Below are 19244 nucleotides of genomic sequence, written 5' to 3'. Positions count from 1 at the left end.
CTTGCATATGCAATCTGCCAGCCTTTATCTTTTTTATATTTGTTTATTCTTGTTTAATTAAGTGTTGCAGAAACATTATCAATATTTGCTGTTACGCTACAACCTGTTGCGCCACCACAAACGGCTTCTATTAGGAATGAAATTCCTTCGGAAGTATCTGTTCCATTTGGTATAGTGAACGTTCCTGTAAAGGTTGTCCAACTATCTGATAGTATTGGTGTTGGGCTAAAAACATGTGTAATGGGCACAGAACCTCCAGCACCTTCTACAAAAAGTATAACATTAAACACACCGCCTTCACCACCAATAGCTCCAATATGATCGAACGAAATGGTAACTGTATCTCCAGCATTTACTGTTCCAGCCCCTATTCTTTCTTGCTTAAAAGCAGGGTTACTAGGACCATTTGTTGCAAGTTTTCCAGACCATGAACCACCATTACTTATGGCATTATCTAACGTAGCGGTTCCTCCGTTTTGGAATAAAATCCACGAAGATTCATCGCCAGTTTCAAAGTCTCCATTTGTTACCAATCCACTTGTAGTTCCTCCTCCGGTACCTCCACCGCCAGTGTTACCACCACCGTCGCAATCTGAACATGTAAGCGATACGTTATCTATAACTACAACTCCTGTTGCAGCGCCCATATCGAATATTACACGACTATTAGCACCACCAAAGTCTGCTGAAGTATTTAAATCTGTTGCTTTTAATTCTAAAGAAAAGGATTGTGTTTGAGTGGTTAAATTAACTTCTGAAACATTATTGCTCCACGGATCTTGATTTAAACCAATTCCAGCTAACATAGTTCTGTTACCATTTGATGAAGCCTCAAAAGAAAGTGTATATGTTGCTCCTGGAACTATTTCAACAACTTGACTTAAGTTTACATCAAAAGCGTTACCTGCAACTGTAACATCGGCAAAGTTAAAAGAGTTGTCGCCTTCAGTACGAACATCAACAGCGTTACCAATCCATGCAGTAGAACCATTTTCAAAATCGCCATTGGTTAATAAGCCATCATCAAAAGCACCACCTGTACCGCCTCCATTGCTAGAGCCGTATAATGCTAAGTCATCAAAATAATAGGTGTCTGTATTGTTAGCATTTAAATCAAAGAAAATTACAATTTTATTGTATTTTCCGCTGTCTGCGGGATCAAATGCAAATGTTAGTTCTTCCCAAGCACTGGTTACAGATGTTGTTAAAAACTTCTCTACATTATTATTTGGCGCTCCTATTTCCTCTAGTTTAATTCTAACCTCTGTATTTGGTCTAGAAGACCATACTTTGATTTTTAAGCCTTCGTTTGCATTAAAATCTAACTTTGCATCTAAATCTATTTGGTTGTTGTCCCAAGGGTTGTTTCCTAATTTGGTTATTTGACCCACTTTACAAGACGTATTTACATCGTTATTAAAATCAGGGTTATCAATCCATGTAAAATCACCACCATCCTCAATAATACTAGATGTTGGATCTAACATAAATGTTAGGTTAAAATCTGCAGCACTTAACGATTGCATAGTTTCAGCCTCACAAGGTTCTGCTGTATCTCCTAATACTTGTTCTATATCGTCTATATAAAACGTACCTGCTGCTGTTCCTGGTCCGTCTATAAAAACAACCATATCGTTGTAAGACGCAGAGGAGTTGAACGTAAATGTAAGTTCCTCCCATCCAGATCCTGTATGGTTTACATCTACCTCTATTGGAGCTTCGGTACCATCTTCTAATTTTACTTTGATAGGTAAAGCTTGATCTGAAAATAACTTAAACCTAATACCTTTATTTGAAGTTAAATCTATTGCCGTGTCAAAATTAAAGAATGCATTTTCCCAATTTTCTCCAACGTTTACTATTTTTCCAACTTTTGATACTTCAGCATTTATACCTGATAACTCTGGATTATCAATAACTTCAAAAGACACATTGCCAACAATTTTTGCAGCATAGTCTATACCATTACAATCAAAATCTACAGGTAGTTCCAAATTGGTTTCGGTACACGGAATAGCATCTGTTGCTATTTGTGAAATAGCATCTATATAAAATTTACCTGATGTGGTGCCTGAAGGATCAAAAAACATGGTAAATCTATTATAGCTAGCAGCACTATTAAAAGTAAAATAAACTTCTTCCCAGCCTGTTCCACCATGGCTAGCTGTGGTTTCAACATCGGCACCTGTACCTTCTTCTAATTTTAATAAAACATCTAATGCTTTATCAGACCACACTAAGGCTTTTACAGATTTTTGGGTTGATAGATCTAATGGTGCTCCTAAATCGAAATAAAAGCCTTCGAACTGTGCACCAGAGTTTGTGATTTCACCAACTTTTGAAGCCACAGCATTAGCTCCAGAAACATCTGGATTATCTACTACTGTAAAAGCTGCTCCGTTAAATGTAGTAGCATCGTAAGTTGTATTTTCACCATCAAATGAAATAGGTAGTGTAGCTATTTCTGGTATTAAAATGGTAATCTCGCTTTCAAAAGTATCTGATGCTCCAGAAACATTTTTGGCCTTTAATACCACTGTGTAGGTGCCGTTACTATATATTTTAACTGGGTTAATTTCTGTAGATGTAGTACCATCGCCAAAATCCCATTCATAATTATTAGCATTTTCTGATATGTTAATAAATGTTACGGTTCCTGTATCTATATTTAAAGTATAGGTAAAACCAGCTTCAACTGATGGTAATACTACGTCATCGTCTTCACAGTTTGTAAAGGACAACGCCAATACCAAAACTGATATGTATTTTAATGTTTGAATTATTTTTTTCATATTAATGTTTATTTAGTTTTTGTTCATTTCGTATACTCTTACATAATCTACAAGCATACGCTGTGGAAATGTAGTTTCTGCATTAGGAGCCCCTGGTAAGGTACCACCAACGGCCATATTTAATATAATGTAGAAATCGTCATCAAACACCCATTCTCCTGGCACATCTTCTGGCGTAATTTGGTTATATAATACATCGTTTATGTAAAAATTAATGTATTCTGGACCCCATTCTATGCCAAAAACATGAAATCCTGTATCGAACCTATCATTTTGTAATTGATAAGATTTACTTATAGATTCTCCAGCGGAATAGCCAGGGCCATGTACCGTACCAAAAGCTCTGGTTGGCTCATCACCCAAATACTCCATAATATCTATTTCTCCTATTTCTGGCCAAATTTCAGTACCATTTTTATCGTCTCCCAACAACCAGAAAGCAGGCCAAATACCTTTGCCATAAGGCAATCTTATACGTGCTTCCCAGCGCCCATATTGCTGTTGAAACTTACCTTTAGTTAACAACCTAGCAGATGTGTAAGCAGATCCATTAAAATTTTCTTCTCTTGCGGTAATAATTAAAACCCCATTTTGTACCACGACATTTTCTGGACGATTTGTATAATATTGCAATTCGTTATTTCCCCATCCGTTTTGTCCTGTACCTATGTCGAAATTCCAAATAGAGCTATTTGGTGCACCATCAACATCAAACTCGTCTGCCATTGATAACTTATTAAAAGTTGCTACGGTTTGTGTTTGGTCTGTAGAACAACTAGCTGCTACAAAAGCCAGCACTAACAATAACGATGGCAACGCTATGGCTGGTAGCTTAAATTTATATGCGGTTATTTTATTCATAATATTATTTTTATTTAGTTATCGCTATACTATTCTTTGTAGTAGTAAATATTATCTACATAAATATTAGATATGGTATTATCTGAAATGAAGAACAATAGCCCTAATTTATCTCTATTGGCTAATCCAAAATCGTTTAAGGGCACATCGAGACTTACCCATTGATTAGATTGTAGTTGGTTATCTGTAATTCTTACGCTACCGGATGTTTCGTTATTACCAACTGAGTTTAATAATTGAAGTGTAATATAGTCGCCCGATTCTACCGCCTCTTGCACATTAATATCTACATGCAGGTGTGTCATTTGTGAAGCATCTATAGAAGATACGTTTAAAAATGTGCCAATACCTACAAAATTAAGTTGCGTATAATTGATAACTTGACCAGAGCCTAAAGTTAATGGAGGTTCTCCTCCTTGAGTTGTTTGTCCATCTGGAGTAAAAAATCCGTTATAATAGTCTACTGGTACGTTGGTATAAGCATCACTAAAAATTGAAATAACGTTGGCAGGATCTCTAGTTGGCACAGGTGCTTCTGCAAAGTTTCCTAAAGATTGAAGTGTTAGGGAACCAGCAGCTTTAACACCAGCAATTGTTGCGGTAATAGTTGCACTACCAGCATCTAAAACCGTAACAACACCTAATTCGTTTACAATAGCTACTTCTGGATTTGATGACTCAAAAGTAAAATATGAAGGTGCCGCGGTTACTTCTTGATTAACACCGTTTGGTAAATTAAACGTTTGTGTGAGTCCGCGTTCACTTAAGTTTATTTGTGTTCCAATAAATGTGGTTTCTTCAACATCAACACCATTAAGTATTTTGGGTTTTGGCTGAGCAAGGGTTCCTAATTTCTCATATCTAACTTCGTCTAACCAAAATGTATAACCAGAACCCAACAGTGATCCTGTTGAATAACGCAACAAACCACGTTCTTGAATGAGTTTTGATGGATCTGGAATAGGTATAATATATTTTTTCCATGCTGTTGTTAAATCTATAGCCTTTCTACCAACTACATATTTATTTTCGCCAAAATCTTCGCCAAAACCTATTTCACCGATGGTAACAGATTGTGTGGCTTTTGCCCAAAATGTTAGCGCATCGTAATCTGTTAGATTTCTGCCAGAACCTTCACCATCAATTCTAAAAATTGCGCCTGCAAAACTTCCTTCGGGATCATTAGCATTTGGTACATCAAAACGCATTGAAGCAGAACCTTCATAACTTTCTTTTTCATCTACAGACCAAGCTGTTGCTTTAGAATTGATATATGGGAAATAAAAATCTGTACCCAAACCTACAGGACTGTCGTTAAACACTTCAGGCGCTGTTGGAAACGTTGCAAAAACAGCTTCATCTGAAAGCTCTCTCTCGCAACTGGCTATTGTTATAAAAATGCATCCTAAAAGGATTGTCATTTTTGTATATGTTAATTTTATATTTTTCATATTAATCTGTTTTTTTATTTTCCAATGTTGATGTGTACGTATGTTCTAATCTCCCATTCACTTCCGTTATCAAATCCAACAGGACTTATAGTTGGTACAGCAGGAAATGTATTTGGTGGAACAGCATTAGGAGAATATCTGGGAGAAAATTCATTTAAAGAACGCCAAGTACCACGAATACCTATTTTTGTATCTGGAAGTATAAACCAGTCTGGTTTTCCAATGGTTGTAGAAATATCTATCATGTTTTGAACAGGAAAGGTTAAGTTAAAATCGCGGTGGTAATCAAAAGGTCCCCAATCGTTTACTTTAAAACCATATTCCAATTTCCATTGTTTATAAATCATTCTAACATCGCCCCCAAAACGTTCAATAGTTCTATCGCTATCGCCATTTGCTTGTGCATTACCACCGTAGATATTTCCAATAATACCTAGTTCGGGACCTACTTTAGATACAATTCTAGAACTAACTTCCCAAAGGTCTTGCGCTGGAGCAGATTGTGGAAATGCAAAAAATGTACGATTTGCTAAAAAACCAATAGCAGCATCTTGTGCTGTTGGGTGGTGCCTATATACAAAGCCTAGATTAAAGGCAATTTTTGCATCCTCAGAACGATCGTTATCCCACTCGTAGAACCAAGAGCCCGGAGTTGGATCGAAAGTTAAAAGCAATTCACCTGCGGTGGTTTCTCTATTGCCTCTTACAGCAAATGGGTCGTCTATAAAATTTCTTAGTCTGCCAGGAGCAGATACATCGTTTGGTATAGGGTCTACTAAAGGTTTTTGCCATAAAAAGTTTGGTGCTATCTGCCAATCGCCAACACTATAAGTAAAACCAGTAAGTATATTGGTTTGGTTACCACTACCAGAATCTTTAAGTTTCCATCCTGTAAATGTTCTCGTGGCATCTGCACCACCATTGGCTACTAAACCCATGTAAGCCGCTTGAGCGTACCAATTAAATTTTCCGCCTTCATATGTTATTTTGGCTTTTCCTCCCCAATTATCATCAGCATTTATTTTGTCTTGATAAACCACATAGTTTCCAGATTCGCCAGTAACATCTTGAAAAGTACTACCATTAAGAGGTCTACCTCCCCAAATACCACCTAAAGACAGCCCAAAATCTCCAAACTCTCTTTCTAAGGCTATAGTAGCGCGTTCTGTTGGCCATGGTGGAATTACACCACTTCGAACTTGATTTTGATCTAGTACACGTCGTCCATTATCATCAAATTCTAAACTAGTATCTAAGTCTCTGTGGTAAATACCTGTAATATCCCAATGCTTAAAGTTTGTTCTGTATTTTAGTAATACTGTTGGGTTTGCGCCCCACCATAACTGCGGACCAAACGCTGCTTTAAGTCCTTTTAAGGCACCTTTTCCATCAATTTCCATTCCTAATATTTCACCATTGTAAATATCTAGATTAGGGCCGTAATTAGCCTCTGGATATAACCCGAAGAAGTCTCCCTCGTAGCCCCAATGGTAGTGTCCTGTTCTATAAAACCCTCTAACATCGGCTACTTTAGTATTCCACTCGAATTCAGCATTGTAAACGCGTACTCTGTTATTGTCTGTTATAACTATTTCCTCGCCTTCTGCATTGTTAACAGTAATTGGTCGTCCTACGTTCTCATAAAAAATCTCATCAATAGGGTTTTGTGCTACATTACCAAGCACATTAAAGTTAACTTCTGCTTTCATATTAGGGGCAGGACTTCCTTCAACTCCAATAAAATAGGATTGCATGTGATCGAATCCTATTTGATTAGGAAAGGATTCTTCGTCTGGGTTTGGGGTTTCTGGTGTTGTAAGTAAGCTTCCTCCGGTATTAAATGTTGTGAATTGCGCTCTTAAGTTACTAAGCCTTACTGTTCCGTTTTTAGTAGCTCCCAATGAGGCCTTATCGCCTCTTGCGCGCAAAACAGCATCCATTAAATTAATGTTTCTAAAGTAATTTTGCACAAATTCTAAATCTACACCGTCTTCAAAAGGGTTTAATTTGTGGGCGTCTTTTAATGCATAATAAGCTGCTCTTGGGTATAAAGTATATAAACCTCTTGGGTTTGTTGGTCCTTTAGCACAAATACCAAACCATTCTTCGTTCATATTGTTTGCGCCAGGGTATGCTTCGTCTATTTTATAGCCGCCAGCATTCCAAGTAGATTCTGTTTGTTGTGTATCGGCATCTTTTCTATCGTCAAAACCCGCTTTCCACCATCCATCAGAAAACTGGAATGTAAATCCTCCAATAGAATTGCCTACTTTTCCAAGTCCTGCAGCGTTCTCATATATTTCTTGCCAGTTTTTAACTAGGTAATGTGCTTGCATTTTTTGGTCTTCGGCATTCTCGATAGCATTGTAAGCGTCTGATCCAAACTCGGTGAACATTATAGGCATATTGAGCTTATCTTTTACCACTTGAAACATGTCTCCAAACGATTCTCCACGATATGCATTGGTGCCGTAGATGTCTACATCTTTACATTCGTCTGCAATAATGTCTATGAACAAAACATCACCGTTACAAATAGCTACTGGATGGTTTTTATCTATAGCTTTCATGGCTAGAGCAGCTTCATTCATTAACTTATACATTGGTCTTCCTCTTAACTCACCAACTGCATTAATTTTTTCTTGCCCATCGGGAAAATCTTCGGTTTCTGCACCTTGCCAAAACAAACCATAGTTGTTTTCGTTACCAATAAGATATAAGAGTATACCTGGTGTATTTTTATAATCGGTTACCATTTTAGTGATTTCCGATAGTAATAATTCTTTAGTACGCTCGTCTTTATAATCTGTTATTGGTGTCCAAACACCATCTATAGTTAAGCCGTAACGCCCAAAGGAATCGTTTAACATCGTCCAAATACCATACTTCTCGTATATGTATTTTATCCATTTTGCTGGTACACCAGTATATTGGCGTATAACATTTACATTCATGTTTTGTAGTAACGCCATTTCTGCGTCTAATCCTGCTTTAATAATGTCATCGGATTTTTTGTAGAATTCTGCGTTTACAACATTGGTGCCTATTGGGACATAATCCCAATTCATACCATTAATCATAAATTTTTCACCATCAACGGTGAGGTACATGCCTTCATTAGATTTTTCGACCCTTACTTTTTTTACCTGAGCAAAAAGTGAGATAGAAAATAGAATAAAGACTAATTGTAGAATGTTTCTTCTCATAACATTAATAATTAATTGGTCTATTGTTTTAGTTGTTTTTCCACCCGAATAATGGATGTTTTTCTTGTAATGTTATTTTGCAAACAAAACAAGTGTGGTTTTGTAAACTTACTGCATAACATTATTAAATTGATAAATTTTACCGCAACAAAAAACATACATAGCAAAAAAAACAGTTGTTTTTTGATGAGACTCTAATAAATACGGTGTTTTAGTAAGTTACTTATTTCTCAATACTTTTATGATATATGCACTATTTTTACTTGTGTGTTGTGGTAATGTATAGGTAATACTTTTTAATGTTGTGCTATACAATGCCTCTAAGAATACACTATACACCTTAGCATCATTAACTTAGCGCTTTGTAAAACAAAAGCACCTTTAAAACAATATAGGTTTTAAAGGTGCTTTTTTATGCCAATAATAGAATAAAACTAAATGGTGTTTAACCTCAATTTAATCTTCAGAAGTTAAAACAAACCACCACTCAAATTCATTATTACCATCAGTAGTACTTAAAACCATTTCGGTAGCGTTTCTACTAAAAATTCTATACTTGTGGTCTCCACCGGCATAGTATCCTATAAATCCTAAACCTGATAACGATATAGTCTCTACATCACTTGGTGCGGTTAAGGTGTATTGCTCTGTGTAATCGTTATAAGGTAGGTTTAATACATCGGCACCATCTACACTTCCACCTGAAGCACCAAGCTCATCTATTAAACCAACACGTCCAAATACATCGCCATTAGTTATGTGCGTAAATGTGCCGTCTGCTCTAAAAATATAGCGGTCGTCGTACATACCAACACCAACTTTATCGTTTGGTTCTGCTGAGAACCATTCTGCAACAGTACCGCCATCTACGGGCCCTAATCCAAAGTGTGGTTTAGATTCTGCCTTTATACGCCACGTTTTTTCAGTACCACCGTGCAACATTTCTATTAAATCTGCTGGTGGCTCGTATAATGCTAACACATCTATTTCTATAGTTTCACTTGAGGAGGCGCCTCCTGTACCATAAGCAACTACAGTTACTGCGTATGTATTATTGCCAAGGTTTGTAAAATTATGAGAAACACTTCCTGAAGTTTGTAATTTGGTTTGCCCTTGAATTACAAAATGGTAAGCCGTAGCGCCGTCTGCAGTTGCCGAAAACTCAACTAAACCGCTTCCTAAACCTGGAGCAGCAGATTCTGTGCCTTCGTCAATATATTTTACTTCAATATTTATGTTACTAGGCGCAACGATGTCGCCAAATTCGTAATCTTCTTCTTGACAGCTTACCAAAATAAGCGTGCAAAATAAAAATTGTATTATGTGTTTATAATTTTTCATAATTACCTTTTTAAGTATTTTTAGTTAACTAATTGCTTAATGAAACATTATCAATGTTCACCATACCTACCTCGGCTCCTAAGTCGAATATTACTCGTGCATCAGTAGCACCAAAACCTGTTGCTGTTAATGTAAGTGTATACGTAGTTCTGTCTGGTGTTATATCAACCGACTCCACAGTGCTCGACCATGGATCGCCACTTAAACCTATTCCTGCAATAATAGCTCTATTAACATCAGACCAAGCATCGAAAGTTAAAGTATACGTTTCGCCTTCAATTATTTCAACCTTTTGACTTATATTCACATCAAACCCATTTCCTGCTGTTGTTACATTTACGGAATAATATGTGTTACCTGCATCTGTTACAACTGCTACTGGTGCGTTATCGTCTACACCAACAATCCAAGGAGCGCTTCCAGCCTCAAAATCGCCATTAGTTAATAAACCATCATCAAACGGGCCATCTCCCAAAAACAGAGAAACATTATCAATATTAACAGTGCCTATAGCAGCGCCCAAATCGAATATTACTCGTGCATTAACGGCGCCAAAACCTGTAGCAACGAGCGATAAAGCATATGTTGTTCTGGTTGGGGTAATGTTTACTGTTTCGACTGTGCTAGACCATGGGTCTCCACTTAAACCAATTCCAGCCACTATAGGTCTGTTTATATCAGACCATGCATCGAATATTAGTGTATAAGTTTCGCCTTCTGTAATGGCAACTTTTTGACTCATATTAACATCAAAGGAATTTCCAGCTGTTGTTACATCTACTGAGTAGTATGTATTTCCTGCATCTGTTACCACTCCTATAGGCGCATTATCATCTACACCAACAATCCAAGAATCGCTTCCAGCTTCAAAATCGCCATTAGTTAACAAACCGTCATTAAATGTTCCGGTAGAAACTAAATCTTGTTTAATATTATCTATGTAGAACGTCCAGTCTGCACTACCGTCTCCAACTGTACCGAAATCGAAGAATACAACAATTTTTTGATAGCTGTTTGAGGTATCAATCTCGCTTAAATCAAAGGTTACAGATTCCCATGTGCTGTTTCCTGCTAAAGTAGCCTCAGTCTCATATGCAATATTTCCGTCATCTAAATTCTCTACCTTTAGAAGCATTTTTCCACCAACTCTTGGAGACCAAACATCCATTGTTATTGCTTTTCTTACACTAAAATTTAATGGAGATGATAGTGTGATGACATTTCCTGCCCAACCTTCTCCTGCACCTTTAACAATTCTTCCAACTTTACTGGAGCTATTGCCATTTGCATCAGGATTATCAATTACTGCATTACTAGCGCCACCAAAACCTTGGAAGGTGTTTGCATCAAATGCCTCGAAATCTATAGGAAGCTCGGTAGGTGCTGCAATTTCTATAGTTTGCGTAATTTCTGTAGTTTCTGTACCTCCACTTAGCGCCACAACTTTAATAGCATAATCTCCAACATTTGGATACTCAAAACTTACGGTTTCTCCTACTGCTAGAGGTGTAGGCTCTTCGTCTATATTTGATGTATCAAAATACACCAAGAACGATGCTGCAAAATCTGCAGTAGCTGATACATTTAGAATAAAAGGATTTGATGCATCTATTTCAGCTGTAACTTCTAAATTTTCTGGTGCCCTAAAAGACACTGTTAAATCTTTAGTTACTGTTGTTTTTAGGCCAGTTACACCAACTGCTTCTATTTGTACAGGGTAAGAGCCTTCGCTATAGATATTTTCAAAACTTTCGCCTTGTTTTACACTTACAACATCTGTTCCATCTCCTGGAGTAATGTTATAAGATACCGCACCTTCTGAATTTGGTATTATAGTAACCAAACCCGAATTATCTTGTGTTATTTGAAATTGAGCTGTAACATTGCTAGGCGCAATTACCTCTTCAATAAAACCTAAATCGTTATTATCTTCGGCACAACTTATAAAGAAGACCAAAGCTAAACTCATTATATACTTTAATGTTTTCATATCTAATTTTTTTAATATCCTGGATTTTGTTCCCAAATGTTACCTGCCAATTCTATTTCTATTAAAGGAATTGGAAAAACCTCGTGTTTGCCTGCAACAAATCCGTTAATTTCCTGAGCAGCTCTTCCTGTTCTTACTAAATCGAAGAAACGGTGGCCTTCGCCCACTAATTCTACGCGTCTTTCTTGGTAAATTGCATTTGTAAGTTCTGTACCTGTAACATCTAAAGCATCTAATGTTGCTCTAGTTCTTACCCTATTTAAATAGGTTAGTGCTCTAGTATCGCTTATACCCCCTCTGTTTAGGGCTTCTGCTGCCATTAACAATACGTCGGCAAAACGAATTGCTCTATAGTTGTTAGGGTTTGTAAGGTTTGCATCACCAGTATTTAAATCGCCTTTTCTAGCAATATATTTTCTGTTGAAGTATCCTGTGTGTTCGTATCCTGTGGAGAATGATGCATTATTGGCTTCGGCCCAAGCATCAATATCAAGAATTGCAGTATCCAATCTAATATCGCCTTCTTCAAAGGCATCAACAACTTCTTGTGTTGGTACGTTAAAACTAAAACCTGAGTCGAAAACAGGACCAGAATAATTTCTAATACCGTTAAAACCAACAGCTACATTACCTTCACTACATTGTAAACAACCAAAGCCAGCACCTTCCTTATCTGTGTATTGTACTTCAAAAACAGATTCTATGTTGTTTTCATTATCATTTTCAAACATAGTACTATAGTCTGTTAATAAGGCATACGGACCATTGTTAATAAGATCTTCTAGTACAGTTGCAGCTTCACTAAATTTTTCTTGGTACAAGTATACTTTACCTAACAATGCCTGTGCAGCACCTTTAGTAATTCGTCCTGTTTCATTTTGAACGTAGGGTAGGTTTGCACTTGCAAATACTAGATCTTCTTCCATTTGTGCGTATATCTGTCCTTTAGATGTTCTTTCTAAAGAGAATTGCTCACCAAATTGAATGCGCTTATCTACAGCTAGTGGTACGTCTCCAAACCACTTTACCAGTTCAAAATAATAGTAAGCTCTTAAAAATCTTGCTTGTGCTATTACACCTTCTTTACCAGAAAAATCTGTTTTATCCTGAAATTCTAAAATAAAGTTGGCTCTATTTACACCGGCAAACATCCAGTTCCAAATGTCTCTTAGTTGGGCGTTTAGTGGTGTATGTACCATATCGTCTACTTCTTGTATTCCCGGTACATCAGTAGCACTTTCGCCACCAGCCAAAGTATTGTCTGAGGCTATTTCTCCTAGCATTACATTCAAATAGGTTGATTGTAATAAATCGTACGCCCCAATTAAGGCTTTTTGATAATCTGCTTCTGAATTAAAGAATTCTTCTGAGTTTTCATCTTGCGATGCTACTTCAATAAAATCGTCGCTACAAGAAAGCATTAATGCCAGTAGTATAAGCAGTATGTTTTTGTTATATATATTTTTCATATCTAGCTTTTTTATAGTTTTAAGTTTAAACCGAATAAGAATGTTTTTGGGTTAGGGTAAAAACCTTGGTCGATACCGCCGCCAATGGGATCGCCACTTGATGCCGTTGGATCGTAACCTCTATATTCGGTTAATGTGAATAAGTTACTTGCAGTTACGTATAAACGTAATTTACTTATTTTGGAATTCTCGAAAACTTCTTCTCCAAATGTATATCCTAACTGTATATTTTGTAATCTGATAAAAGAACCGTCTTCTACAAAATAATCTGAAAATAATATATTAGAGTTAGCACCTGTTGTTACTCTAGGATCTGAATTTGTAGAACCTTCACCCGTCCAACGGTCTAAAAAGTATCTTGGTCTGTTAGTTAAGTTTTGGTTTCTTTCGTAGTTACGTACTATCTCGTTACCAACTGATGCAAAGGCATAAGCGGCAAAATCGAAACCTTTATAATCGAAAGAAATATTAAGTCCCATTGTAGCGTCTGGTATTGGGTCTCCAATATTTACCCTATCATCATCGTCTATATCCCCATCACCATCGGTATCTACAAATATTAAGTCTCCTGGTTGTACTCTATCATTAATTGTAGGGCTTGCATCAACTTGAGCTTGGTTTTGGTATATACCATTGGTTTTAAAACCTCTAAAGTACCCTATAGGAAAACCAGCTTCCATTCTTGCTGGTGGGTCTTGACCAACACCAAAAGAGCCACCTGCTATAAAATCGCCATCACCACTTACTGAGATAACTTCGTTTTGAATTGCAGTAACATTATATTTAATACTAAACTTAAAATCGTCGCTTATATTATCTGAATATCCTATGGCGAATTCAATACCTTTATTGTCTACAATACCAGCATTAACTGTTGGTGCAGAAGCACCAGGAGCACCAACACCTAACAATCCAGATACTTGAGGTACCACTAATAAATCTTCAGTTCTTTTTTGGAAATAATCGGCAGTAATATCAACCTTATTATTAAATAGTCGCATATCAAAACCTATGTTTAGTGTTTTTTGTTTTTCCCATCTAATTTCTGGGTTAGACACAGCTCCTGTTCCTAAACCAAATGCTAGTTCGTTGTTAAATACGTAGGTACCTTCACCATTAAGTAACGATATAAATCCAAAATCTCTAATTCTGTCGTTACCTAAAATACCATAAGATGCTCTTAGTTTTAAGAAATTAAGCGTATTACTTCCTGAGAGAAAATCTTCGTCTGATGCCACCCATCCTATAGAACCAGAAGGGAAATAACCAAACCTGTTTTCAGGACCGAACTTTGTAGAACCATCACGACGAATTACAGCTGAAAATAGATATTTGCCTTTATAATCGTATTGTAATCTAGTAAAGTATGATAGTAGACGAGAATCGAACCTTGGGTCGAAACCTCTAGCTTGGTTTATATCTTCAACCTCATCGGCATTATCGATGTTTGGAGCTGTAGTATCAACATCAAAACCTCTCAATCCTGTGAAAACACCTTTAGTTCTAAATACAGAGGTACCTAATAGCGCTTTAACATTGTGAGTATCATTAAATGAATTTTCGTATTTAACAAAAGCATCAAACGTATAGTCTCTGTAGTAATCTAATCTTTCAACTACTTCGCTTCTATCAACATTAAATACTTTACCACTTCCGTAATTTTGAATAGGTCTGTACACATAGCCATCTACTTCAGAATAATTAAACTGAATGTTAGCTTGTGCTGTAAAATGGTCTAAAAAAGTATACCCTAAGCCCGCATTACCACTTAGCCGTAAAGTTTTAGTTAAATCGTTTGTATTTACTGTTTGAGCAATAGGGTTTATAACTTCGTTACCTAAACCTTCTGCGATGGTGAATCTACCCTCTTCATCTATAACTGGAATGGTAGGTGCCATGTTTAAAGCGTTAAAAAGTACAGAACCTAAAGCAGATTCAACTAAATTTCGCTTACTAGATCTTGTTAAAAACAAGCCTGATGTAAATTTTAAATTATCTAATAAATCTACATTATAACTGGCACGCTGAGTAAAACGTGTGAAATTTGATTTTGAACCGCCCACAATACCGTCTTGCGTTATAAAAGAACTATTAAAGGCGTATGTAGATTTTTCATTTCCGCCTTTAAATGTAATACCATGATTAATTATAGGGGCTTTTTCAAATACTTCATCTTGCCAATCGGTTCCTACACCTAATTGTGATAAATCGCTAAACGGTGGTGTTTCGCCACCAGCAGCAAAAGCTTCGTTAACCAAAGCACCATATTCTGAGGCATTCAATACAGGAATTTTTCTTGTTGTTTCTTGGAACCCAACGTACATATCGTATTCAATAGTTAACGGTTGTTCCTTTCTACCTGTTTTGGTAGTAATTAAAATAACCCCGTTTGCAGCACGAACACCATATATACCGGCAGTTGCATCTTTAAGTACGTTAACGCTGGCAATATCATTTGGGTTAATAACGCTTAAATCTTCAATAACGTTACCATCTACAAGAATTAAAGGTCTGCTGTCTCCGTTTGTGGAAACTCCACGAATACTAATGGTTGTGTTACCACCAGGAGAACCCGATTGCGATGTAATGTTAACACCCGCTACTTGACCCTGAAGTGCTTGTTCTACACGGGTTGGTTTTAGAGCTTCTATAGTTTCGCTTGAAACTACACTTACAGCACCCGTTACTTCTTTCTTTTTCTGGGCGCCATACCCAATTACAACAACTTCATCTAGCTTTGCTAAATCTTCTTCCATTGTAACTGTTAATTTGTCACTATTGTTTACTGTAACCTCTTTAGTTACGTAACCAATATAACTAAACACTAAAATAGATCCTGTTGGGACATCTACGATGGTAAAATTTCCATCAAAATCTGTAACAGCACCTTTGGTAGTGTTTTTAACAATAACGTTTACACCTGGAATTGGAAAACCGCTATTGTCTTGTACATTTCCACTAATTTCTATGTTTTGCCCACTTGCATAGGAAAAGCATAAAAGCATTAGCATTTTAAAGAGTTTTTGTCTCATATTGAGTTTAGTTTTAGAGTTTGGTTAAAATTATGTACATTATTTATGAATTACATATTTTTTACCGCAACAAAAAACATACATTACAAAAAAAGTATAGTTTTATTATTAAAACCACAAAAACCCCTTATTTTGTTAATATTTTAAGAGTGTGTACAAAAAAAATAAAGTTAAAGGAAAACTAAATGTTGTGGTGTTGTATAGGTGTTTTTGTGTTTTGTTTAGGCGTTATATTTCTAGAATATAATCTGACAAACTTGCTTCGTGAGGTAGTTCCATTTTTTTACGAAGCCTGTAGCGTTTTACCTCTACACTTCTGGAGGAAATATTAAGTAAAGGTGCAATTTCTTTTGATGATAAATTTAAGCGAAGGTAAGCACAAAGTCTTAAATCGTTGGCGGTTAAAGTAGGGTGTGCTTGTTTTATTTTTTTAAGAAAATCTTTATCGGCATTGTTAAAGGCTTCTTGAAACAAATTCCAATCGTCATTATTATTTAAGTTTTTATCTATAATTTTAATAACGCTATTTAAGTTTTTCTTCTCCTCTTTAACTTTTTCTAGCTCTTTTTTTATGGTTCTTAAGAATTCATTTTTTCTAATTAAATTCATAGTAGAAGAACCTAATTCTCTATTTTTATTATCTATATCTTCTCTTAATTTTTCGTTTCTTAAACGCATTAATTGTTGCTTATTTTCTAGTTCATTAAGTTCAAATTCCCTTTTTGTTTTTTGTAATATGCGTTCTCTTTGTTTTCTGTAGTATCGTTTATAAACATTGTGCATAAAAAAAGAAAATAGTAACAGTATAAGTATATAACCAGCAATAGCTGTGTTGGTTAAAAACCATGGTCTTTTTATAGTAAACGTGTATGCCTCTGTATTTAAAGTTGGTTGATTACCAACTTTACCCCTTACATAAAAAGTAAAACTTCCAAAAGGGAGGTTTTCAAAAAAAACAGTACCGTTTGTACTCCAATCGCTCCAATTATTATAAATGCCTTCTAATTTATACTGATACTCTGGTTTTTGTGTTTTTAAAAATTCTGGAATACTGTAAGAGAACTGTATATTATCCTCATTATTTTCAAATTCTGCTGCTTCCTTTAAATCTACAAGTTTTATGGTATCATTAGCCTTTAGGTTGCTTACAGCTATTTGGTTGATATTAATGGTAGGACTATAATTTTGAATTTTACTTAAATCTAAAACAACATAACCAGAAATTGAGCCAAATAAAAACCTCTCATTATCTAATGGCGTTACGCTCTCGTAACCTACAACATCTTTTCTTACATCTTCATGAAAAGGTATGTTGGTTATTTTTTGAGCTCCACTTAATTTAGATGACGTTAAAAAGTGTATGCCTTTAGATGAAAAGCTCCATAATTTATTAGTTTTATTATCTGATACTAATTTACCTGAAGTAAAGTTTTTCTCGTCTATTAGCCTACTAAATAAGGTATCTAATACAAATTTTTTGTTGTTTTTACTGTACTTGTAAACACCATTTTTTATAGTATATAATAATTCGCCATTGTGTTTAATTAAACTAGAACTTATAATTTTATCAACAAGCGTATCGCGAGAGTAAGATACTACTTTGGTAAGTGCTTCATTTAATTTTAATTTAAATAAACCCTTGTATTCATGGTTTAAATATATTTCGGTATTGTTTAAAAATTCAAAATATCGGCTCGATACATCAAAACCTTCAATTTTGTTTTTTAAAACCCATTGGTTATTTGGTTTATGAAGTATGTACAAACCATTATAATTACCTTGTATTAATAAATTATTGTGGTTTAAAACAGGTTTAACCATCCAAGTACCTTGTATGTTGGCTATTTTATTTGCCTTTTTATTGTTAATAATAAAAGTTCCAGAGTTATGCCCGCAAAATAAAGTAGTACCAATAATATCTAAAAACCAAACTTGACCTTGTGTGCCTTCTACAAATTGAAAATCCTGGTTATTATTTAGTGGTTTAACAAACAACCCTTGATTAGAACCCAAATACAACATGTTATTGTAAACAATTGATGTGTATACACTTCCGATAGTACCAGAATTATCTACATAAATACTGTATGGCGATTTCATGTTTATACAATTAATACCATTATCTAGCCCCAGCCATATATTTTGGTCTGCATCTTCGTAAAGTGATAAAACTGTATTGTTGGCTAAACCACTAGATTGAGAAATTTTAAATGTAATATTACCGCTAGTTGAAAGACATATTACCCCATCTGAAATGGTGCCTAAAACAAAACTCTTATTTTCTAACTGAATACTACTAAACACACTAACTTTAGATAACGCTTCACTGGCAGGAATTTTCCAAGGCGTTAATAATTTGTTTCTTAATTCAAAAAAACCGTTATCCTGTGTTAAAACAAGCAGAGCATCATTATGATTGTAAATATTTACAATAACGTTATCCTTTAATATTGGATCGTTGGACACCAATATAGCTTCTCCACTCTCTATTTTATATAAATTGCTGTTTAAATTTTGAAAATAAAAATTAGAATCGACTTTAAATAAATTAGATATTTTTAAATTTGATTCTACTACATTATAAGATTTCGTTTTTTTGTTGTAAATGTGTATTCTATCTAAAGATTGAAATAAGATAGAATTATCTAAAGTCATGATATTCCAAAACTCTTCGTCCTCTAAAAGATCTATATTTAGTGCTTTGGTAAGTGATGTGTAGTTTAAAACACCAAAGCCATCTTTTTTCCAATAACCAAAATCATGATAACTCCCTGTGTAAATTAAACTATCTATAACTTTAACACTTCGTAGATTAGTTTGATTAGGCGATGGATACAAATTCCATTTTGCTCCATTATATTCTAGCAAACCTTTATTGTTAGCTATGTATATGTAACGATTATCAGATTGGGAAATAGACCAGTTTTGAGAAGCACCTCCATAATCTTGAGGATAAAACACATTAATAGGAGGTCTTTCTTGTGCACTTAATTTAAGAAATACCCCAAATAATAAAAGCAGTGCAAAAAATTTGGTGCTTTTCACAGGTTTTAGTTTTGTTGGGTCTACAAGGTAGTAAAAACAAGGGGTATAAACAACAGT

9 protein-coding genes are annotated in these 19244 nt (G+C 35.4%); all 9 read right to left on the bottom strand.

Annotation, left to right across the window (positions count from 1 at the left end):
• Nucleotides 1–53: 53 nt before the first annotated feature.
• The 9 genes from CLV33_RS07285 to CLV33_RS07245 all read right to left on the bottom strand — a co-directional run bounded on the left by CLV33_RS07285 (nucleotide 54) and on the right by CLV33_RS07245 (nucleotide 19187).
• Nucleotides 54–2792 (bottom strand): carbohydrate binding domain-containing protein, encoded by a 2739-nt coding sequence (locus CLV33_RS07285; RefSeq protein WP_105473337.1) that lies wholly within the window; start codon nucleotides 2790–2792, stop codon nucleotides 54–56.
• Between the two features lie 12 nt (nucleotides 2793–2804).
• Entirely contained in the window at nucleotides 2805–3653 is an 849-nt protein-coding gene (locus tag CLV33_RS07280) for a glycoside hydrolase family 16 protein (RefSeq protein ID WP_042240216.1), read from the bottom strand.
• Nucleotides 3654–3682: 29 nt separating this feature from the next.
• Entirely contained in the window at nucleotides 3683–5104 is a 1422-nt protein-coding gene (locus CLV33_RS07275) for an Ig-like domain-containing protein (RefSeq protein WP_045371585.1), read from the bottom strand.
• A 14-nt stretch (nucleotides 5105–5118) separates the two neighbouring features.
• On the bottom strand, nucleotides 5119–8310 hold the full coding sequence (locus tag CLV33_RS07270) for a glycoside hydrolase family 2 TIM barrel-domain containing protein (RefSeq protein ID WP_105473336.1): 3192 nt from the start codon (nucleotides 8308–8310) through the stop codon (nucleotides 5119–5121).
• A 456-nt stretch (nucleotides 8311–8766) separates the two neighbouring features.
• Complete coding sequence (locus CLV33_RS07265; RefSeq protein WP_105473335.1) at nucleotides 8767–9651, bottom strand: glucan endo-1,3-beta-D-glucosidase; 885 nt, start codon at nucleotides 9649–9651, stop codon at nucleotides 8767–8769.
• A gap of 28 nt (nucleotides 9652–9679) precedes the next feature.
• Entirely contained in the window at nucleotides 9680–11641 is a 1962-nt protein-coding gene (locus tag CLV33_RS17670; RefSeq protein WP_146109719.1) for a carbohydrate binding domain-containing protein, read from the bottom strand.
• Nucleotides 11642–11652: 11 nt separating this feature from the next.
• Entirely contained in the window at nucleotides 11653–13110 is a 1458-nt protein-coding gene (locus CLV33_RS07255) for a RagB/SusD family nutrient uptake outer membrane protein (protein ID WP_105473333.1), read from the bottom strand.
• Nucleotides 13111–13121: 11 nt separating this feature from the next.
• Nucleotides 13122–16142 carry a SusC/RagA family TonB-linked outer membrane protein gene (locus tag CLV33_RS07250; RefSeq protein WP_105473332.1) on the bottom strand — a complete coding sequence of 1007 codons (3021 nt, stop codon included), beginning with the start codon at nucleotides 16140–16142 and terminating at the stop codon, nucleotides 13122–13124.
• A gap of 228 nt (nucleotides 16143–16370) precedes the next feature.
• Nucleotides 16371–19187 (bottom strand): helix-turn-helix and ligand-binding sensor domain-containing protein, encoded by a 2817-nt coding sequence (locus CLV33_RS07245; protein ID WP_170063988.1) that lies wholly within the window; start codon nucleotides 19185–19187, stop codon nucleotides 16371–16373.
• Nucleotides 19188–19244: the final 57 nt, after the last annotated feature.

This window comes from Jejuia pallidilutea, assembly GCF_002973595.1.
In the GTDB taxonomy this organism is placed as follows: Bacteria; Bacteroidota; Bacteroidia; order Flavobacteriales; family Flavobacteriaceae; genus Jejuia; species Jejuia pallidilutea.
Note: the sequence above shows the minus strand (reverse complement) of the source record. Positions and strands in the feature narration are given on the sequence as shown.